Raw genomic sequence first — 16,738 nt, 5'->3', positions numbered from 1 at the left:
CCGCGGGTCCATCTATAAGTGATAGATTGCTCCATCTTTCCCGATTCAGTCATGCGACCATATCGCGTATCCGGTATTAGCATTCGTTTCCGAATGTTATCCCAGTCTTACAGGCAGGTTACCCACGTGTTACTCACCCGTCCGCCGCTAAGTATCAGAGGTGCAAGCACCTCATCAACTCCGCTCGACTTGCATGTATTAGGCACGCCGCCAGCGTTCGTCCTGAGCCAGGATCAAACTCTCCAAATTGGTGTTTGAAATGCTCATTACATTTTATCGCTTTTTTCGCTTATCCCGAAGGATTTGCGAGGCAGTTATTACTCGTTGTTCAGTTTTCAAAGAACAATTCATTCTTTCGTGTCAACCGCGTGTGTCTCAGCGGCGACAAGAAATAATATATCACAGGGGCCCAATTAAATGCAACCCCTTTTTCAAAAAAAGTTTTAAAACCTATTTTTATCGATAAGAACGCGCATTTAATGCATAACGCGATAGCTCTTTCGGGGAGGCAATACGTGCGTACATACGGAAGATGATCTTATATCTTCTGGTTATCGCTTGCTTAATATCACCATCTAATCTTGAATCATTCAAGTCGAGCAGCATTTCATCCAGCTCTTTGCGAAGGACGTAGTCAAGTTCTTTGCATTCTTTATCGTTGAATAGTATTCCGAGCATAGCCGTGAGTGACCTCCTTAAGTTGAAAAGCGCAACTTGATCGTCCTTTAACGAACAAAAAAGCAACGTCTCACGCAAATGCGTTTCGACACTGCTTTACTGTTATGCTCAAATATTGGAAAAATTATTACATCTGCAACAACCATAATGTAATTGTACTTTCAATTACCGCTGCAATAAGCAGTGTAATCGTCAAAATAACCATGACAGGAACGGTACGAACAACGAAGCTTTCAAGCTCTCGGCTTATATTTCCAGTCTTAGATCTTGCAAATACAAGAGATCCGACCGCTTTGAAGATAAGCACTCCAAAACGCATGCCATAAGCACAAGCAATAATAATCGCGGGAATTTCCAGTATTCCGTGCGGCAGCAAACCTTTAACAATAAGCTCCATCACATACCCGCCGCCATGAAGCTCAGCTGTCGTTTTCAGTAAATAACCGATCATCATTCCATTTACAACTAAGAAAAAGAATGGCAATACCCCAAACAAAGCACCTAAGTACATAACCAGTATTGATTTGACCGCATTATTCAAAAAAATGAAGATCATCATCGTTAACGTTGGATTTTTGGAATCATCGATCATTTCAGCAAGCTGTCCTAGCCCCTTCAGCTGTTCATCAAGAAAAGCTCTGAACGCCGGGTTCGTGCCTCCGATAACCATTCCTGCTAAAAATAATATGGATCCAAACGCTATATAGGGATTCATTTGCTTAAAATGCTCCCAAATCAAACGCCATTTAAACATTTTATCCCCTCCGCAGCTTGTAAGTTCGCAAGATGGATGAATATCTCTGTAGTACGAGCATAGATTGTACTACAAGCGTAAACGACGGCAGCCTTCGTTGGAGGCAAATACTCGTTTCGCAATTAAGGATAAGTGAAGTATAAAGGTCGGATTTATACTTTCTTATCTTTGTACAAGCTTCCATTAGAGAGGAGTGCCCTTCCCAATGAACGTTTTTTATGTTCTGAATGGCCGAAAGTTGAAAAGGTATTTCTTAGTTGCTATCGCTGTCGTATTTTCCATTGGCATCATTTATGCCGAACGTGACAACATCACCGTCTTTGCTCCGCAGCAGCCGGCTGCAATCTACAGCGTACCCACTGACAAAAAGGTTGTTGCTCTTACCTTTGACATTAGTTGGGGCGATAAACGCACGGAACCCATTCTTAATGTGCTAAAAGAGAAAAACATTAAGCAGGCTACGTTCTTCTTATCTTCACCATGGAGCCAGTCCCATCCCGAGATCGTCAGAAAGATTCAAGAGGCTGGTTATGAAATAGGCAGCCATGGCCACAAACATGATAATTACAGCAAGCTTAGCGATGAAGAAATTCGCAAACAAATTACGACTGCACACACCATTCTATCCGACGTAACGGGAAAACAACCGAAATTGATCCGACTTCCTAACGGAGATTTTGACAAGCGGGTACTGCGCATTGCTGAAGAGCTGCAATATAAGGTAATTCAGTGGGATACGGATTCACTCGACTGGATGAACATCGGCACCGACAAAATTATTAATCGGGTCGTTACGCGTGCTCATCCTGGCGACATCATTTTGTTTCATGCGAGTGATTCCGTAAAGCAGACACATGAGGCGCTTCCGATCGTTATTGATCAGCTGCGTGAAAAAGGTTATGAGTTTGTTACGGTAACCGACCTCATCACACAAACTGAGGTTGACGGCAAAGCGGTGCAGGACAAGACATCCTCTACATTCCCGCAAATTAATGCTGCTGAACTAGAATATTAAGTTAAACGACCGGCTTCGCAGCAATCGCTGCTGAGTCGGTTGTTTGTTTTTTGACCAAACGGTGCATCATCATAATTTGGTATGCATTGCAGACGAATAAAGGAACCATCATAAATACAATAGCAGATACATTCGTTTCACCCTGCAGCGCAGGCCAAGACTCAATGAATGTAATAAAGAACATCAAAAACATGGTTGGCACAAAAGCGGTTTTGTTCGTTTGCTTAACCTTGAACCATGATACTGCAACAGAAAATAGAAGCAGGGTAAGCGGCAATGTCCAGAAAAACCAGTTGTTCAGGCGCTGCTCATACAACATATACCCCAGCCCTATTGCTGCGAATATCGTCGTATAGCCTTGCAGCGCATTCCATAAATATTTTTTGCCGAATACGCTAAGAGCGATATAGTTTAACGTTAAATAAGCGAAAAAGCCCATTTGGCTAAATGCTCCAATCATTAAACCGACCAAACCCATCATTAATGCATTAAAGCCGACAGCTTTAAAGCCTAAGAACCCAAACTCCGGATCTACCCAAGCCATCAACGCACCGGTAATTACGCAGGCAAGCCCGCCTACTACCATGCCGCTCCAAAATAAAAAGAACCACTTTTTTAAATTCACGTTCATTATCCTCCTGTTATCCACATTACCCTTTATTTTACCACGTTCACAATAAAAAGCTAAAGTCTGTCCATGATAATCCGGTGAACTTTGTACATAATAACTATACGATCCATCACTTTTCGAACGATTTGTTTATCCAAACGGTATGCAGCAGCAATGACATAGGAAGGAGCTTGCGAATCATGCGTAAGAGCTTTGCTTTATTTTCGGTTATTTCAGCCATGTTATTTGTTTTATCAGGCTGTGGCGCCGAGTCCTCTGGAGGTAGTAATGAACAGGTCAGCTACAAGGATTTGAAAACGATGGTTATTGATATCCTCAAAACGGAGGATGCGCAAAAAGCGCTGCAGGAGTCATCACAGCAAATTTCCGGTTATAGTGGCCAAACCTCTAAGCTGCTGTCTGTGCAGGATCAGGAGGAGGTTCGCTTAGCGGTTAAGGATGTCCTTATTTCTCCTCAGTACGACAAGGTAATCAAAAAGCTTATGGTTGATCCACGTTTCGCGGGGGAATTTGCCAAATCCGTTAATAAGCAAAATAAACAAATCCATAAAGAACTAATAAAGGACCCCTCCTATCAAGCTGATTTAATTAAGGTGCTTAAAAACCCAGAAATGGACAAGATGATTCTTGAGGTGCTGCAAAGTACGCAATACCGCAAGGAAGTGATGTCCCTTATGCAGGATGCGATGCAAAATCCATTGTTTCGACTTGAAGTGCTTGATCTGATGAAAAAAGCGGTACAAGAAGAGCTTAAACCAAGTCCAGACCAGAAAGTAGATAAAAAGAAAGAAGAATCAGGCGGTGAGCAAAAGTCTGATGAAGAAGGTGGCGGCGGCGGAGACGATTCAGGCGGTGGAGATGAACAAGGCGGCGATTCGGCTATGTAGCGGTAGAGGTATTGTTTTCATCGCATAAAATGAATTCAAAAAAGCCCGAACAGGTTGTCCGCATGGCAGCAATGATTAGCTGCCTTAGACAATGGTTCGGGCTTTCTTTATATGACTATTTGCCGCATTTCGCTAATACGCTGTCTGCAAGCTCCAAGTACATCTTCCCTGTTTCAGTATCGGCTTTGTATACCGACGGTGCAAAGTCAGGCTCTGATACATGATTGTCTGGCGCCCCCAATGGAATTTGAGCAAGCAGATCTGAATGAAGCGTCTCTGCGAGGCGTGCGCCGCCACCGCGGCCAAATACATATTCTCTCTCGCCGGTAACTTTAGATTCGAAATAGGACATATTCTCAACGATTCCAATGATTTCGTGTTCCGTCTTAATCGCCATTGCGCCTGCCCTAGCTGCAACGAATGCTGCTGTAGCATGCGGGGTAGTTACGATAATTTCTTTGCTTTGCGGAATAATCTGATGAACATCAAGCGCTACATCTCCCGTACCCGGCGGAAGGTCTAGCAGCAGGTAGTCAAGCTCGCCCCATTCAATCTCTTGGAAGAAGTTGCGCAGCATTTTGCCAAGCATCGGCCCGCGCCACACGATTGGGCTGTTGTCCTCTACGAAGAAGCCCATGGACATCACCTTAACGCCAAACTTCTCAATAGGGATGACCCGTTCATTCACAACATCCGGGCGCTCTTCGATCCCCATCATATCCGGCACGCTGAAGCCGTAGATATCCGCATCGATGATGCCGACGCGCTTGCCCCTGCGGGCTAAAGCGACCGCCAAGTTGACGGTCACTGTCGATTTGCCGACGCCGCCCTTGCCGCTCGCGACGGCGATGAACTGCACCCCGCTGGCAGGATCCAGCAGCGGGTTAGCTAAGCCGGCCCCGTGCCCCTGAACGGGCGCTGGGCCGCTAGATTTGCCAGCACCGGCGCTAGCCGCAGCCGGTGCTGCAGCTGCCGCTGGCGGCGGCGTAGACGCGCCTGCGCCTGCGGCAGGCGCTGCCTCGGCCCGAAACCGGAAATGCACGGTTTCGGCGCCCAGGCGCGCCAGCGCCTCGCGGAGCGAGGCTTCCAGCGCGGGCTCCATTGCCGCGCCAGACCCAAGGACCGTCATCGAAACTTGACGGTCCCGAACCATTACATCGCGGATGGTAACCCCATCCGCTTTATGCTGTGCCGTCACGATTTCGACGGCCTCTATAACTTGCTCTCGTGTCAACATAGGCTCAGTCCCACCTTTATATAATTAAAACTATATAATAGTTAGTATAACACAGTAAGCCCATGAACCAAGTCATAGGGTGCAGCTTTGCTTCATTTTCGGCGAAAGGTTTCTTACTTGTCGGTTACCTCATCTTGCAGCACGCTGCCGCTCAGCTTCTCCCCTGCAGTATATCTTAGAATACCCTCATAGATGGAGGCAGCTACCGATCTTTGGTACTCCGTATCCGCAAGCCGCTGTGATTCCCCGGGGTTAGATAGAAAGCCCACCTCAACGAGTACCGTCGGGATATTCTCGATTGCCTTCAGCACATAAACATCCTTTACGGTAGCGGCAACTCTTGTCGTATTTTCTAAATTGCGTTTAATCTCATCTTGTATGAAGGTTGCGAGAATCCGATTGTCTGGGTGATTGTCCGGATGAAAAAAGGTTTGTGCACCCGTCCACTTAGCTGAAGGGATACTGTTCATATGTATGCTTATGACTGCGGCCGGGTTGCTGCTTTTAATAAGGGACACTCGCTTCTTTAAATCCTCTGTCTTGCGCTTGCTGTAGGCTCTTGAGTCCCCTGTAGCAAGATCGTAATCCCCTTCCCTTGTCATAACGACGACCGCTCCAGCCTGCTGCAAATAATCGCGCAAATACAGCGCAATCGCTAAGTTTAAATCCTTTTCGATAATGCCCTGCTTACTGACCGCACCGCCATCAGCCCCGCCATGCCCGGCATCAATGGCTATAGTCTTGCCTGACAAAGGCAGCGTCCAATAAGACCATGCTTTTTTTGAAGGCATCGATTGTGTAAGCAGTATGCCCGTTAGTGCAATAACCAGCAATCCGATACTGATGCGAATTAAGCCTTTATACGTCAACCAAATGACAACATGCCGATCAATTCGGCGCATAAAAAAACCACCCCGTTTTCCATCAAATGAATATACAGCAGCAAGCAGCTTAATCAAGCCAAATGCACACATTCATTTATATGGGACGAGATGGTCGTTTATGAGACAAACCTTAAGTTATTCGGTTAATTAAACTACTGGCTGCTCAGACATGCCTTCAATCAGTATTTTAGCAACCTCAGGACGGGAAAACTCAGGCGGCGGGCAAATGCCATCGCGCAGCAATGCGCGTACCTTCGTACCCGAAAGCGTCAAATGATGCTCATTGTCATGAGGGCAAGTTTTTGATGTAGCCATGTTGCCGCATTCTTTGCAGAAGAAGCTGTGCTCGAAATAAAGTGGAGTAATGCCTAGATCCTCTACTGGAATCGTTTTGAGCAGATCCTGTGCTTCGTATGTTCCATAGTAGTCGCCTACACCGGCATGATCGCGTCCAACAATAAAATGCGAGCAGCCATAGTTTTTACGAACTAGAGCATGGAAGATCGCCTCACGAGGTCCTGCGTAACGCATAGCTGCCGGGAATACGCCAAGGAATACACGATCCTTCGGATAATAGTTGTCAAGCAGTGCGAGATAGCTCTTCATCCGTACATTCGCAGGAACATCGTCCGATTTCGTTTCACCAACGAGCGGATTGAGGAAGAGCGCATCTACGATTTCCATTGCTGTTTTTTGAATGTATTCATGCGCGCGGTGAACCGGATTGCGAGTTTGGAAGCCAACAACGGTTTTCCAGCCCTTTTCTGCAAATAAACGACGCGTCTCCGCTGGGTCAAAATAAAACTCGTTAAACTTCTCAGGCTGCGGACGGTTCAGCACCGTAATTTCTCCGCCTACATTTATGGAAGAGCGTTCGAACAGCTTTTGGACACCTGGGTGCTCCAAATCATCTGTCTTGAACACATTCACTGCTTCAACTTTATGGTCAACCGAATAAATGCTATCAATGCTGATAATTGCGTATGTTACGCCATCTTCACCGACTAGCGCTGCACGTTCCCCTGTGGACAACTCTGCTGCCTTCGCTTCTTCTACAGCAAGTGTAATAGGAATGCTCCATACCGTGCCATTTGCTAGACGCATGTCTTTCACAACGGACTGATAATCAGCTTCGTTCAAAAAACCAGTAAGTGGGGAAAATGCACCAACTGCGATCAAATCAAGGTCAGATATAGCCCAAGTGTTGATCGTAATCGATTTAAGGGTAGCAGCTTCAGCTAGTAATGCTTCACGTTGTTCGCCCGTAGCGACACGGTTAACGAGTACGCCGCCGTGCGGTAGAATTTGACTCATTGATATTGCTCCTCCTCGAGAGTGCTTATTTATGCAATCCGCATTCTGTTTTTTCTTGACCTGACCAGCGTCCAGCGCGTGGATCTTCACCAGGCATTACTTTGCGCGTGCACTGCTCGCAGCCGATGCTCGGGTAGTTTTGATCATGCAACGGGTTGTAAATAACATCATTCTCGCGAATATAGTTCCATACGTCCTCGGATGTCCAGTGAGCGATTGGATTAAATTTAACGAGCCCGAATTTTGTGTCGTACTCAATTTTTTTGGAATTCGCACGAGTAGGTGCTTGATCGCGGCGAATACCCGTAATCCAAGCATCATATTTCGAAAGAATTTGGGTTAATGGTTTAACTTTACGAATGTTGCAGCATGCGTCCGCATCGGATTTCCAAAGCTCTTCGCCAAACTGAGCAGCTTGCTCCTCAGGTGTAATTTCAGGCTTTACTTTTACGAATGGAATGCCTGGGTAGCGCTTAGCCATCAAATCACGAGTCTCATACGTCTCTTTGAAATGGTAATCCGTATCTAAATAGAAAATGTCCGTTTTCGGGCTAATTTTCTGCAGCATATCAACAAGCACAACATCTTCAGCACCAAAGCTGCATGCAAACGTAATATTTGGGAAAGTTTCTACCGCAAACGCAATAATTTCTTCCGGTGTTGCGTTTTCGAGCTCAACTTCCTTTTGTTTGATAAGCGCTTCTTTTTCAAAAAGGTTCATTTTTTTTGCCCTCCGTTTTTAATTCCTAGTAAATTGCTCTGTATAAAAATTATACGTCCAAAAAGTGAAATGTTCAATATAAGTTTTAACCAAAATGAAATAAAGTTTGAAATTTTATTGGACGCACCAAAAAACACCTTATGCATCTTCCGATCAGCAAAGGTGTTTTTAAGGGAATAGCAGTAAAATAGTCTAAATTGGTTGTAGCTTTTCTTCTTAAAACAAAAAATGCCCTCTCTGGCAAGCAGAGAAGACATTTTGAAGTATTAACGTTTCGAGAATTGTGGAGCGCGACGAGCCGCTTTAAGACCGTATTTTTTACGCTCTTTCATACGCGGATCACGAGTTAGGAAGCCAGCACGTTTTAGAGCCGGACGGAATTCAGGGTCTGCTTTAAGCAAAGCACGTGAAATACCGTGACGGATAGCGCCTGCTTGACCGGACATACCGCCGCCGTTAGCAATTACTAGTACATCGTAGTTAGACAATGTGTCAGTAAGGTTAAGCGGTTGTTTTACGATCAGCTTCAATGTTTCTAGACCAAAATATTCATTAAGGTCGCGTTTGTTAATAATGATTCGTCCTTCACCCGGCACAAGACGTACACGTGCAACAGAGTGTTTACGACGACCGGTTCCATAGTATTGCACTTGAGCCATGAAACTTGTCCTCCTCTTTATTACCCGCGAAGTTCGTAAACTTCAGGGTTTTGTGCTTGATGCGGATGTTCAGCACCTGCGTATACTTTAAGTTTAAGCTTCATTTTGTTACCAAGACGGTTCTTAGGCAACATGCCGTGTACAGCCAGTTCGATTACGCGTTCTGGCTTGTTTTTAATCATCTCTTGAGCCGGAGTGGATTTCAATCCGCCGGAGTACATGGAGTGACTGTAGTAAATTTTATCTGACATTTTCTTACCTGTCAGATGGATTTTTTCAGCGTTGATAACAACAACGAAATCGCCTGTATCAACATGTGGCGTAAATGTCGGTTTGTGTTTGCCGCGGATCAGGGCAGCAACTTCACTCGCCAAGCGGCCTAGCGTTTTGCCTTCCGCATCGACGACGAACCATTTACGATCAACTTCAGTTGATTTAGCCATATAAGTGGTACGCATGGATGATCCTCCTTAATTTCATACATTAATCGTTTTTATAACAACGTAAACGTTGATTTGTTTGTTCATTGTTGATAGCCAAGTTTGTGACAATCTCAGTCGGGGCTGTGGGTTAGCCACTTCGAAAGCACAAGTTATATTCTACTATAAAGAATAAGTAAGTGCAAGTAATTTATAGTGATTTATCCCTGTATTTCGCTGGAATATTCAACATCCATCAACATCAATCCATGCGGCATTGCCGTAGGACCAGCAAGCGAACGATTTCGCCCCTCAAGGATGTTTTTGATCTCCGATGAAGCCATCTTCCCTTCGCCAACCCATAATAAAGTTCCCATAATGACTCGAACCATATTGTACAGAAAACCATTGCCTGTCACGTACATATGCACGATTGGGCCTTCCTGAACAAAATCTGCTTCATAGATTGTACGAATATGATGAGGCTTGGTTGAATGTATTGATGTGAAGGAAGTAAAGTCATGTTTACCTACTAGGTAGCTGAGACCTTCCCGCATCGCATCCACATCAAGCGGCGTCGGATGATGAAAGCGATATTGTCGGCCAAATACATCAGGAAACTTACCAGTATCAATCGTATAGCGATACGTTTTGCGCTTAGCGGATCTTCTTGCATGAAAATGTTCTGGCACATCGAATGCTTCAATAATGACGATATCCTTCGGCAACCGCGTATTAAGCGCAATCGCCCATCTCTCTGTCGGAATCGTAGATTCCGTATAGAAATTGAATATTTGTCCCCGCGCATGCACTCCCGCATCTGTGCGACCCGAGCCAATAATAATGGTCGTCTCGCCCGTCAGCTTCTTTATGGCCTTCTCTATTTCACCCTGAACCGTTCTGCCGTAAGGCTGCGTCTGAAAACCGTTGAAGCCTGCCCCGTCATAACTGACCTTTACGCATATATTCCTCAACCTATCCCCCCCTTTAACTATAGGGATACCTAAACGTCCAAAATTCCCTCTTGCTAAGAGAACCTAAGATGCTAAGCCTTATGGACACCTGTAGGTATCACACAAGCTCATCTATTGCCCCTGGCATGAATAACAAATCATTCTTTTCAAACAAAAAAAGGTGGCCGCAAGGGTCCACCCTTTTCATTAAAATATAAGAAGTATAGGGAGACCCTAATACTTGCTTATATTTTATTGCGTTGGCAGCTCATCCCCCACGTTGGCAGGCACAAGCCGTTTACCGCTCGCGTATAAAGCTTGGACAAGGTTTAACGCTGTGGACAAGCTTATACATTTCATTTATTAGGTAACCTACGCGCGGTCAACCAATTCTAGGTAAACCATAGGCGCAGCATCGCCGCGACGGGGTCCTAGTTTTAGTATACGCGTGTAGCCGCCTGCACGCTCCGCATAGCGAGGTGCTAGATCGGAGAATAGCTTTTGAATAGCGTCTTGTGTACCATCGACAGTTTCGCGACGAACATAAGCAGCTACTTGACGACGAGCATGAAGATCACCTTGCTTAGCTTTAGTGATCAGCTTCTCAGCGATTGAACGAACTTCTTTCGCTTTAGCTTCAGTCGTTTGAATACGCTCATAAAGGAACAAGTCAGTAACGAGGTCACGGAACAAAGCTTTCCGTGCACTAGCGTCACGTCCTAATTTTTGATATGCCATCTTGTTTTCCCCTCCCTTGCTCTTAAGTCTTCACTAGTTGGTTACTACTCTTCCATGCGAAGGCCCAAACCAAGCTCTTCAAGCTTCTCTTGAACTTCCTCGAGGGATTTACGGCCTAGGTTACGGACCTTCATCATATCCTCTTCGGATTTCGTAATTAGCTCTTGAACCGTGTTGATTCCAGCGCGTTTCAAGCAGTTGTAAGAACGGACGGAAAGATCAAGTTCCTCGATCGTCATCTCTAGAACTTTCTCTTTCTTATCTTCTTCCTTCTCAACCATTATTTCAGCGTCTTTGGCTTCATCGGTCAATCCAACGAACAAGTCCAAATGCTCGGTCAAAATTTTAGCGCCGAGGCTCACAGCCTCTTCCGGTCTAATACTACCGTCAGTCCATACTTCAAGCGTTAACTTGTCGTAGTTAGTTACTTGACCAACACGCGTATTTTCAACGCTATAATTTACACGAGTAATTGGCGTGTAAATCGAATCTACAGGAATTACACCAATCGGTTGTTCGTCTTTCTTGTTGCGATCCGCTTGCACGTAACCGCGTCCCCGATTAGCAAATACCCGCATATGGAGCCGCGCGCCGGAGGCCAAGGTTGCGATGTGAAGATCAGGGCTTAAAATCTCGACATCGCTGTCTGCTCGAATGTCGCCCGCTGTAATATTCCCTTCGCCATCCGCGTCGATTTCCAACACCTTTTCTTCATCGGAGTGGATTTTCAACGAGAGGCCCTTCAGGTTCAGAATGATTTCGGTAACATCCTCAATCACTCCGGGAACCGTAGAGAACTCGTGAAGCACTCCATCGATTTGAACCGAAGTTACTGCTGCACCCGGCAACGACGACAACAAAATTCGGCGAAGCGAATTCCCAAGCGTCGTGCCATATCCGCGTTCAAGCGGCTCGACGACGAAACGTCCGTAAGTTCCTTCATCATTCAGTTCTACGGTTTCGATTTTCGGCTTTTCGATCTCAATCACTAATAGTACCCTCCTTCAAACGTCGCTCCGTTAGCTTACGTTATTTTAAGTCAAACCTTGTAGTATGCCAAACCTTCACAACCATTATTCACAAGTTGTTGATATTTGATACCACATCAGATCCAACTATACGCGACGACGTTTCGGAGGACGGCATCCGTTATGAGGAACTGGTGTTACGTCTTTAATGAGGTTAACTTCCAATCCAGCAGCTTGAAGCGAACGAATCGCAGCTTCGCGGCCAGCGCCTGGTCCTTTTACCATCACTTCGACAGTTCTCATGCCATGCTCCATCGCAGCTTTAGCAGCTGTTTCAGCAGCCATTTGAGCTGCGAAAGGCGTGCTCTTACGTGAGCCTCTGAAGCCCATGTTGCCAGAGCTTGCCCATGAAATTGCATTGCCGTGAGGATCCGTGATCGTAACGATCGTATTGTTGAATGTCGAGCGAATGTGCGCAACGCCAGTCTCAATATTCTTCCGGTCGCGGCGTTTTGTACGAACGACTTTTTTTGGTTTAGCCATTGTCCATTATCCTCCCTTCTTATTTCTTCTTGTTAGCTACAGTCCGACGAGGACCTTTACGCGTACGTGCATTTGTCTTAGTACGTTGACCGCGAACAGGCAAGCCGCGACGGTGACGAAGTCCACGGTAGCATCCGATTTCAGTCAGACGTTTAATGTTAAGTGAAATTTCACGACGCAAGTCGCCTTCTACTTTAACAGATTTATCAATTGCTTCGCGAAGGCGAGCAAGTTCGTCTTCTGTCAAGTCACGAACACGAGTGTCGTAGCTAACTTCAGCTGTATTCAAAAGTTTTTGCGACGTTGTTTTGCCGATACCGAAAATGTATGTCAGGGCGATTTCGACGCGTTTGTCACGCGGCAAGTCTACACCAGCTATACGTGCCATAGGCTATATTCCCCTCCTTCTATCCTTGTTTTTGTTTGTGTTTCGGATTTTCACAAATCACCATAACGTTGCCTTTGCGACGAATGACTTTGCATTTTTCGCAGATCGGCTTTACCGAAGGTCTAACCTTCATTGTGATTACCTCCCGAATCTTTCGTAATAAGCTCCAAATTGAGCCTATTTACGATAGGTGATGCGCCCTTTTGATAAATCATAAGGCGATAACTGTATAACCACCTTGTCTCCTGTCAGGATGCGAATAAAGTGCATTCTGAGCTTACCGGAAACATGTGCGAGAATTTGATGACCGTTCTCCAGCTCCACCTTGAACGTGGCATTCGGCAACGGTTCAATAACCGTACCTTCGACCTCAATGATGTCTTCCTTAGCCAACCGTCATTCTCCTTTCGCATTTAAATACTTCTGAATTGCATAACGTAACTTTGCGTTGGTCACCCTGCCGGTCTCTTGCATACTGCTAGAAACCTCAGAACTAATTGCAGGCTGTAACTCGAGATGCAGAACGTTCTTTTTCTTCGGTCCATCGAATCGGCGCTTATGGCCATCGGCAATCATGACGAATCGCTCATCAACGATTGCTAGGATAACAGCATAGCTTTCCTCATCTTTACCGCGAAGTACTTTGACGAACTGACCAATCTGGGGACGAGCTTCCATCGTCATACTATGGCTGCTGCGGCAAAATGGTCAATATTTCAAAGCCGTCCTCTGTAACAGCTACTGTATGCTCGAAATGAGCACACCATGAGCCGTCTTCCGTTACAACCGTCCAATTGTCTTCGAGCGTCCGGACATATCGTTCACCGATATTAACCATTGGTTCGATTGCAAGCACCATTCCGGTCTTCAGACGAGGTCCGCGATCTGGTATGCCGTAGTTCGGTATTTGTGGTTCCTCATGGAGGTCCGCGCCGATTCCGTGCCCTACGTATTCCCGTACTACGGAGAATCCTGCATCTTCAATTACCTTTTGAATAGCATGCGAAATTGTATATAGCCTAATATCCGGTTTGACGAGCGCAAGCCCCGCATAAAGCGATGCTTCCGTCACATCGAGCAACTTCTGAACTTCAGGGGTTACAGCTCCTACCGCATAGGTCCAAGCTGAATCACCGTGATAGCCTTCAAATTGCGCACCGATATCGATACTAATTATATCGCCTTCGTTCAACTTGCGTGACCCAGGGAAGCCGTGCACCAGCTCATCATTCACAGAAGCACAAATGCTGGAAGGGAAACCATTGTAACCTTTGAAGGAAGGAATCGCATTTTGACTCTTAATGTACGTTTCAGCGATTTGGTCAAGCTCACAAGTAGTGATGCCTGGTTTCACAGCCTGCGCCATCAATCGATGCGTTTCCGCAACAATGCGTCCTGCTTCCCTCATATAACGCAGCTCCGATTCGGATTTGCATATAATCATTACAATGAACCTCGCAAGCAGGAAACGATGTCTGATGTTACAACATCAATGTCCTTCTCGCCGTCGACTTCGCGAAGGAGACCTTTAGCACTGTAGTAATCGAGTAGAGGTGCGGTTTTGGATGTATACTCATCCAAACGAGTTCCGACCTTTTCCTCTGTATCATCAGAACGCTGATACAATTCTCCGCCGTCTTTGTCGCAGATACCTTCGACCTTAGGTGGATTAAAGATTACATGATAAGTCGTACCAGTCGTTTTCGATATGCGTCTGCCCGTCAAACGAGCAAGCAGCAAGCTGCGATCAACTTTTAAATTTACAACATGGTCAATACTGCGTCCGAGCTCCGCAAGCATAACATCAAGTGCTTCTGCTTGCTGCAGTGTGCGAGGAAACCCGTCGAGCAAGAATCCATTTTTGCAATCGGCTTGTTCAAGTCTTTCCTTTACAATGCCGTTCGTGATCTCATCGGGAACGAGCAAGCCTTGATCGACATACTCTTTCGCTTTGATTCCAAGTGCGGTTCCTTGTTTCATAGCGAGGCGGAATGCATCACCAGTGGAAATGTGGGGAATACCGAACTCTTCTACGATCCGTTCAGCTTGTGTACCTTTACCGGCACCCGGAGGGCCCATGAATAAAATGTTCATTGCTGAGTTCCTCGCTTTAAGCACAATAGGCTCGGGCGGGCTGCCGCAGAGCGCCTGTTGACGAACGCGGAAGCCCGGTCAGAACCTATTGTTATTTATTGATAAACCCTTTGTAATGGCGTTTGATCAACTGGCTCTCGATTTGCTTCATCGTATCAAGTGCAACACCGATAACGATTAGTAATGAAGTACCACCTAGCTGCACTGACTTAGGTAATCCAGCAAGTGTCCCGAAGAATACCGGAATGATTGAGATAACGGCCAAGAAAATTGCACCTGTCAACGTAATACGCGACATAACGCGTGTTAGGTAAGACGAAGTTGGCTTTCCTGGACGAATACCTGGAATATATCCGCCATTTTTCTTCATTTGATCGGCCATTTGAACCGGATTAATCTGAACGAAAGTGTAGAAGAAGGTAAACCCGATGATTAACAATACGTACAATACCATACCAAGCGGCTGGTCATAGCTCATATTCTTAATAATCCAGTCTGCCCAACCCTGAGTGGACCAAAACTGAGCAATCGTAACCGGGAACATGATGAGTGAAACCGCGAAAATGACCGGAATAACGCCTGCGCCGTTCACTTTCATCGGAATGTGCGTCGATTGTCCGCCGTACATTTTCCGTCCAACAACACGTTTTGCGTATTGAACAGGAATTTTACGAATACCTTGCTGTACGAATATAACACCGACGATGATTGCGATAATCGCAATCAGAATCAGTACCATTTTGATAATGTTCAGGAACAGTTGGTCTTGAGCACCTACGAACTGATCTTCGACGATCGTACGAATGTGTCCAGGAATACCAGCTGCGATTGCTGCAAAGATAAGAATGGAAATACCATTTCCGATTCCTTTTTCCGTAATTTGCTCACCCAGCCACATCAAGAAAGCAGTACCTGCTGTCAAGATAATAGCGATAAGCAAGTAATCAACGAATGTTGCGCCAACGATCATTTCATAACCGTATTGACGGTTAAAGCCGATCGCTGTTGCGAAACCTTGGATCATACCAAGAACAATCGTACCATAACGAGTGATTTGTGCGAGCTTACGTTTACCGTTTTCGCCTTCCTTTGCCCACTCAGCAAATTTCGGGATAACATCCATAGACAACAACTGTACGATAATCGACGCTGTAATATATGGGGTAATTCCGATTGCAAAGATAGAGAATTGGAACAAAGCACCGCCGGAAAACGTGTTAAGCAAGCCGAACAGTTCCGAACCGGCTGTATTAACTTGCTTAAACACATCTTTGTTTACATCAGGTACCGGAATAAAAGCACCGATGCGGTATATTAATAGGATGAAAAGGGTGAAGAGGATCCTTGTACGAAGATCCGCCACTTTCCAAATATTGGACACGGTCTTGAACAATTAGATCACCTCGGTTTTACCGCCGGCAGCCTGGATTTTCTCTACCGCAGATTGAGAGAACTTGTTTGCTTTAACAGTAAGTGTAACGCTAACTTCACCATTACCCAAAATTTTGATTCCTGCGAGCGGGTTCTTAACGATCCCAGTCTCGATGAGAACTTCTGGAGTGACTTCAGTACCTGCTGCAAAAGCATTTAGCTCTTCAATGTTGACAATTGCGTACTCTTTGCGGAACGGGTTGTTAAATCCGCGTTTCGGCACTCGACGATACAAAGGATTTTGTCCGCCCTCGAAACCAGGACGAACGCCGCCGCCGGAACGAGCGTTTTGACCTTTGTGACCTTTACCGGCGGTTTTACCGTTACCGGAACCGATACCGCGACCTTTGCGCTTTGGCGCTTGGGTTGAGCCCGGTGCTGGTGCTAGCTCATGCAATTTCATCGTTCGTGCACCTCCTTATTT

At 45.8% G+C, this 16,738-nt stretch carries 23 protein-coding genes and 1 rRNA gene; 2 read left to right on the top strand and 22 right to left on the bottom strand.

Features of this window, described 5'->3' with window-relative positions:
• The 3 genes from AB4Z17_RS11455 to AB4Z17_RS11445 all read right to left on the bottom strand — a co-directional run.
• Positions 1-249: ribosomal RNA gene (locus AB4Z17_RS11455) — 16S ribosomal RNA — on the bottom strand; the annotation flags it as partial.
• A 207-nt stretch (positions 250-456) separates the two neighbouring features.
• A complete protein-coding gene (locus AB4Z17_RS11450; RefSeq protein ID WP_053373934.1) occupies positions 457-678 on the bottom strand; it encodes a hypothetical protein in 222 nt (73 codons plus the stop codon).
• A gap of 127 nt (positions 679-805) precedes the next feature.
• Positions 806-1,432: a stage II sporulation protein M gene (locus AB4Z17_RS11445; protein ID WP_430058125.1), complete on the bottom strand. Its 627-nt coding sequence runs from the start codon at positions 1,430-1,432 to the stop codon at positions 806-808.
• A gap of 205 nt (positions 1,433-1,637) precedes the next feature.
• On the opposite strand from AB4Z17_RS11445, the gene pdaB reads away from it, so the two are divergent.
• Entirely contained in the window at positions 1,638-2,447 is an 810-nt protein-coding gene (gene pdaB / locus AB4Z17_RS11440; protein WP_441959808.1) for a polysaccharide deacetylase family sporulation protein PdaB, read from the top strand.
• Between the two features lies 1 nt (position 2,448).
• Here pdaB and AB4Z17_RS11435 read toward each other — a convergent pair whose 3' ends face one another.
• Positions 2,449-3,072: a KinB-signaling pathway activation protein gene (locus AB4Z17_RS11435; protein ID WP_076271412.1), complete on the bottom strand. Its 624-nt coding sequence runs from the start codon at positions 3,070-3,072 to the stop codon at positions 2,449-2,451.
• Positions 3,073-3,257: 185 nt separating this feature from the next.
• On the opposite strand from AB4Z17_RS11435, the gene gerD reads away from it, so the two are divergent.
• Positions 3,258-3,965, top strand: a complete 708-nt coding sequence (gene gerD / locus AB4Z17_RS11430; RefSeq protein ID WP_441912737.1) for a spore germination lipoprotein GerD — start codon at positions 3,258-3,260, stop codon at positions 3,963-3,965.
• 115 nt (positions 3,966-4,080) lie between these two features.
• Here gerD and AB4Z17_RS11425 read toward each other — a convergent pair whose 3' ends face one another.
• From AB4Z17_RS11425 to rplO, 18 genes are all read right to left on the bottom strand, one after another.
• On the bottom strand, positions 4,081-5,202 hold the full coding sequence (locus AB4Z17_RS11425; protein WP_076271414.1) for a P-loop NTPase: 1,122 nt from the start codon (positions 5,200-5,202) through the stop codon (positions 4,081-4,083).
• A gap of 113 nt (positions 5,203-5,315) precedes the next feature.
• Complete coding sequence (gene cwlD, locus AB4Z17_RS11420; protein WP_441959810.1) at positions 5,316-6,104, bottom strand: N-acetylmuramoyl-L-alanine amidase CwlD; 789 nt, start codon at positions 6,102-6,104, stop codon at positions 5,316-5,318.
• A gap of 129 nt (positions 6,105-6,233) precedes the next feature.
• Positions 6,234-7,400 (bottom strand): sulfate adenylyltransferase, encoded by a 1,167-nt coding sequence (sat, locus tag AB4Z17_RS11415; protein WP_441959805.1) that lies wholly within the window; start codon positions 7,398-7,400, stop codon positions 6,234-6,236.
• A 25-nt stretch (positions 7,401-7,425) separates the two neighbouring features.
• Positions 7,426-8,121, bottom strand: a complete 696-nt coding sequence (locus AB4Z17_RS11410) for a phosphoadenylyl-sulfate reductase (RefSeq protein WP_441959804.1) — start codon at positions 8,119-8,121, stop codon at positions 7,426-7,428.
• Between the two features lie 266 nt (positions 8,122-8,387).
• Positions 8,388-8,780: a 30S ribosomal protein S9 gene (gene rpsI, locus AB4Z17_RS11405; RefSeq protein ID WP_054025303.1), complete on the bottom strand. Its 393-nt coding sequence runs from the start codon at positions 8,778-8,780 to the stop codon at positions 8,388-8,390.
• A 20-nt stretch (positions 8,781-8,800) separates the two neighbouring features.
• Positions 8,801-9,238, bottom strand: coding sequence for a 50S ribosomal protein L13 (gene rplM, locus AB4Z17_RS11400; RefSeq protein WP_054025304.1), 438 nt, complete (start codon positions 9,236-9,238; stop codon positions 8,801-8,803).
• A 182-nt stretch (positions 9,239-9,420) separates the two neighbouring features.
• Positions 9,421-10,173: a tRNA pseudouridine(38-40) synthase TruA gene (gene truA, locus AB4Z17_RS11395; protein WP_054025305.1), complete on the bottom strand. Its 753-nt coding sequence runs from the start codon at positions 10,171-10,173 to the stop codon at positions 9,421-9,423.
• A 351-nt stretch (positions 10,174-10,524) separates the two neighbouring features.
• The gene (gene rplQ / locus AB4Z17_RS11390; protein ID WP_076271417.1) at positions 10,525-10,890 is read right to left on the bottom strand and encodes a 50S ribosomal protein L17; all 366 of its coding nucleotides are present in this window, start codon (positions 10,888-10,890) and stop codon (positions 10,525-10,527) included.
• A 44-nt stretch (positions 10,891-10,934) separates the two neighbouring features.
• Positions 10,935-11,879, bottom strand: coding sequence for a DNA-directed RNA polymerase subunit alpha (locus AB4Z17_RS11385; protein WP_053373922.1), 945 nt, complete (start codon positions 11,877-11,879; stop codon positions 10,935-10,937).
• Between the two features lie 126 nt (positions 11,880-12,005).
• Complete coding sequence (gene rpsK, locus AB4Z17_RS11380) at positions 12,006-12,401, bottom strand: 30S ribosomal protein S11 (protein WP_054025307.1); 396 nt, start codon at positions 12,399-12,401, stop codon at positions 12,006-12,008.
• Positions 12,402-12,420: 19 nt separating this feature from the next.
• Positions 12,421-12,789 carry a 30S ribosomal protein S13 gene (gene rpsM / locus AB4Z17_RS11375; RefSeq protein WP_054025308.1) on the bottom strand — a complete coding sequence of 123 codons (369 nt, stop codon included), beginning with the start codon at positions 12,787-12,789 and terminating at the stop codon, positions 12,421-12,423.
• A 19-nt stretch (positions 12,790-12,808) separates the two neighbouring features.
• Positions 12,809-12,922: a 50S ribosomal protein L36 gene (gene rpmJ, locus AB4Z17_RS11370; protein WP_003333770.1), complete on the bottom strand. Its 114-nt coding sequence runs from the start codon at positions 12,920-12,922 to the stop codon at positions 12,809-12,811.
• Positions 12,923-12,966: 44 nt separating this feature from the next.
• Complete coding sequence (gene infA, locus AB4Z17_RS11365; protein ID WP_053373919.1) at positions 12,967-13,182, bottom strand: translation initiation factor IF-1; 216 nt, start codon at positions 13,180-13,182, stop codon at positions 12,967-12,969.
• Positions 13,183-13,185: 3 nt separating this feature from the next.
• Positions 13,186-13,467: a KOW domain-containing RNA-binding protein gene (locus tag AB4Z17_RS11360; RefSeq protein ID WP_144376900.1), complete on the bottom strand. Its 282-nt coding sequence runs from the start codon at positions 13,465-13,467 to the stop codon at positions 13,186-13,188.
• A 7-nt stretch (positions 13,468-13,474) separates the two neighbouring features.
• Positions 13,475-14,233, bottom strand: coding sequence for a type I methionyl aminopeptidase (map, locus tag AB4Z17_RS11355; protein ID WP_441959802.1), 759 nt, complete (start codon positions 14,231-14,233; stop codon positions 13,475-13,477).
• Positions 14,233-14,883, bottom strand: a complete 651-nt coding sequence (locus tag AB4Z17_RS11350) for an adenylate kinase (protein ID WP_076271420.1) — start codon at positions 14,881-14,883, stop codon at positions 14,233-14,235. Before AB4Z17_RS11350 ends, map begins: the two co-directional genes overlap by 1 nt.
• Before the next feature lie 91 nt (positions 14,884-14,974).
• On the bottom strand, positions 14,975-16,276 hold the full coding sequence (gene secY / locus AB4Z17_RS11345) for a preprotein translocase subunit SecY (RefSeq protein ID WP_076271421.1): 1,302 nt from the start codon (positions 16,274-16,276) through the stop codon (positions 14,975-14,977).
• Positions 16,277-16,717: a 50S ribosomal protein L15 gene (rplO, locus tag AB4Z17_RS11340; protein WP_053373914.1), complete on the bottom strand. Its 441-nt coding sequence runs from the start codon at positions 16,715-16,717 to the stop codon at positions 16,277-16,279.
• Positions 16,718-16,738: the final 21 nt, after the last annotated feature.

The sequence above is a fragment of the Paenibacillus sp. TAF43_2 genome, from assembly GCF_052113545.1.
GTDB lineage: Bacteria > Bacillota > Bacilli > Paenibacillales > Paenibacillaceae > Pristimantibacillus.
The sequence above is the reverse complement of the archived record's forward strand: the minus strand, read 5'-3'. Positions and strand labels throughout refer to the sequence as shown.

What these genes read in the sequence shown, in the direction of transcription:
- AB4Z17_RS11450 (WP_053373934.1), bottom strand. Translation starts at nt 678, where the DNA reads ATGCTCGGAATACTATTCAACGATAAAGAATGCAAAGAACTTGACTAC.
- AB4Z17_RS11445 (WP_430058125.1), bottom strand. Translation starts at nt 1,432, where the DNA reads ATGTTTAAATGGCGTTTGATTTGGGAGCATTTTAAGCAAATGAATCCC.
- pdaB (WP_441959808.1), top strand. Translation starts at nt 1,638, where the DNA reads ATGAACGTTTTTTATGTTCTGAATGGCCGAAAGTTGAAAAGGTATTTC.
- gerD (WP_441912737.1), top strand. Translation starts at nt 3,258, where the DNA reads ATGCGTAAGAGCTTTGCTTTATTTTCGGTTATTTCAGCCATGTTATTT.
- AB4Z17_RS11425 (WP_076271414.1), bottom strand. Translation starts at nt 5,202, where the DNA reads ATGTTGACACGAGAGCAAGTTATAGAGGCCGTCGAAATCGTGACGGCA.
- cwlD (WP_441959810.1), bottom strand. Translation starts at nt 6,104, where the DNA reads ATGCGCCGAATTGATCGGCATGTTGTCATTTGGTTGACGTATAAAGGC.
- sat (WP_441959805.1), bottom strand. Translation starts at nt 7,400, where the DNA reads ATGAGTCAAATTCTACCGCACGGCGGCGTACTCGTTAACCGTGTCGCT.
- AB4Z17_RS11410 (WP_441959804.1), bottom strand. Translation starts at nt 8,121, where the DNA reads ATGAACCTTTTTGAAAAAGAAGCGCTTATCAAACAAAAGGAAGTTGAG.
- rpsI (WP_054025303.1), bottom strand. Translation starts at nt 8,780, where the DNA reads ATGGCTCAAGTGCAATACTATGGAACCGGTCGTCGTAAACACTCTGTT.
- rplM (WP_054025304.1), bottom strand. Translation starts at nt 9,238, where the DNA reads ATGCGTACCACTTATATGGCTAAATCAACTGAAGTTGATCGTAAATGG.
- rplQ (WP_076271417.1), bottom strand. Translation starts at nt 10,890, where the DNA reads ATGGCATATCAAAAATTAGGACGTGACGCTAGTGCACGGAAAGCTTTG.
- rpsK (WP_054025307.1), bottom strand. Translation starts at nt 12,401, where the DNA reads ATGGCTAAACCAAAAAAAGTCGTTCGTACAAAACGCCGCGACCGGAAG.
- rpsM (WP_054025308.1), bottom strand. Translation starts at nt 12,789, where the DNA reads ATGGCACGTATAGCTGGTGTAGACTTGCCGCGTGACAAACGCGTCGAA.
- rpmJ (WP_003333770.1), bottom strand. Translation starts at nt 12,922, where the DNA reads ATGAAGGTTAGACCTTCGGTAAAGCCGATCTGCGAAAAATGCAAAGTC.
- AB4Z17_RS11360 (WP_144376900.1), bottom strand. Translation starts at nt 13,467, where the DNA reads ATGGAAGCTCGTCCCCAGATTGGTCAGTTCGTCAAAGTACTTCGCGGT.
- map (WP_441959802.1), bottom strand. Translation starts at nt 14,233, where the DNA reads ATGATTATATGCAAATCCGAATCGGAGCTGCGTTATATGAGGGAAGCA.
- AB4Z17_RS11350 (WP_076271420.1), bottom strand. Translation starts at nt 14,883, where the DNA reads ATGAACATTTTATTCATGGGCCCTCCGGGTGCCGGTAAAGGTACACAA.
- rplO (WP_053373914.1), bottom strand. Translation starts at nt 16,717, where the DNA reads ATGAAATTGCATGAGCTAGCACCAGCACCGGGCTCAACCCAAGCGCCA.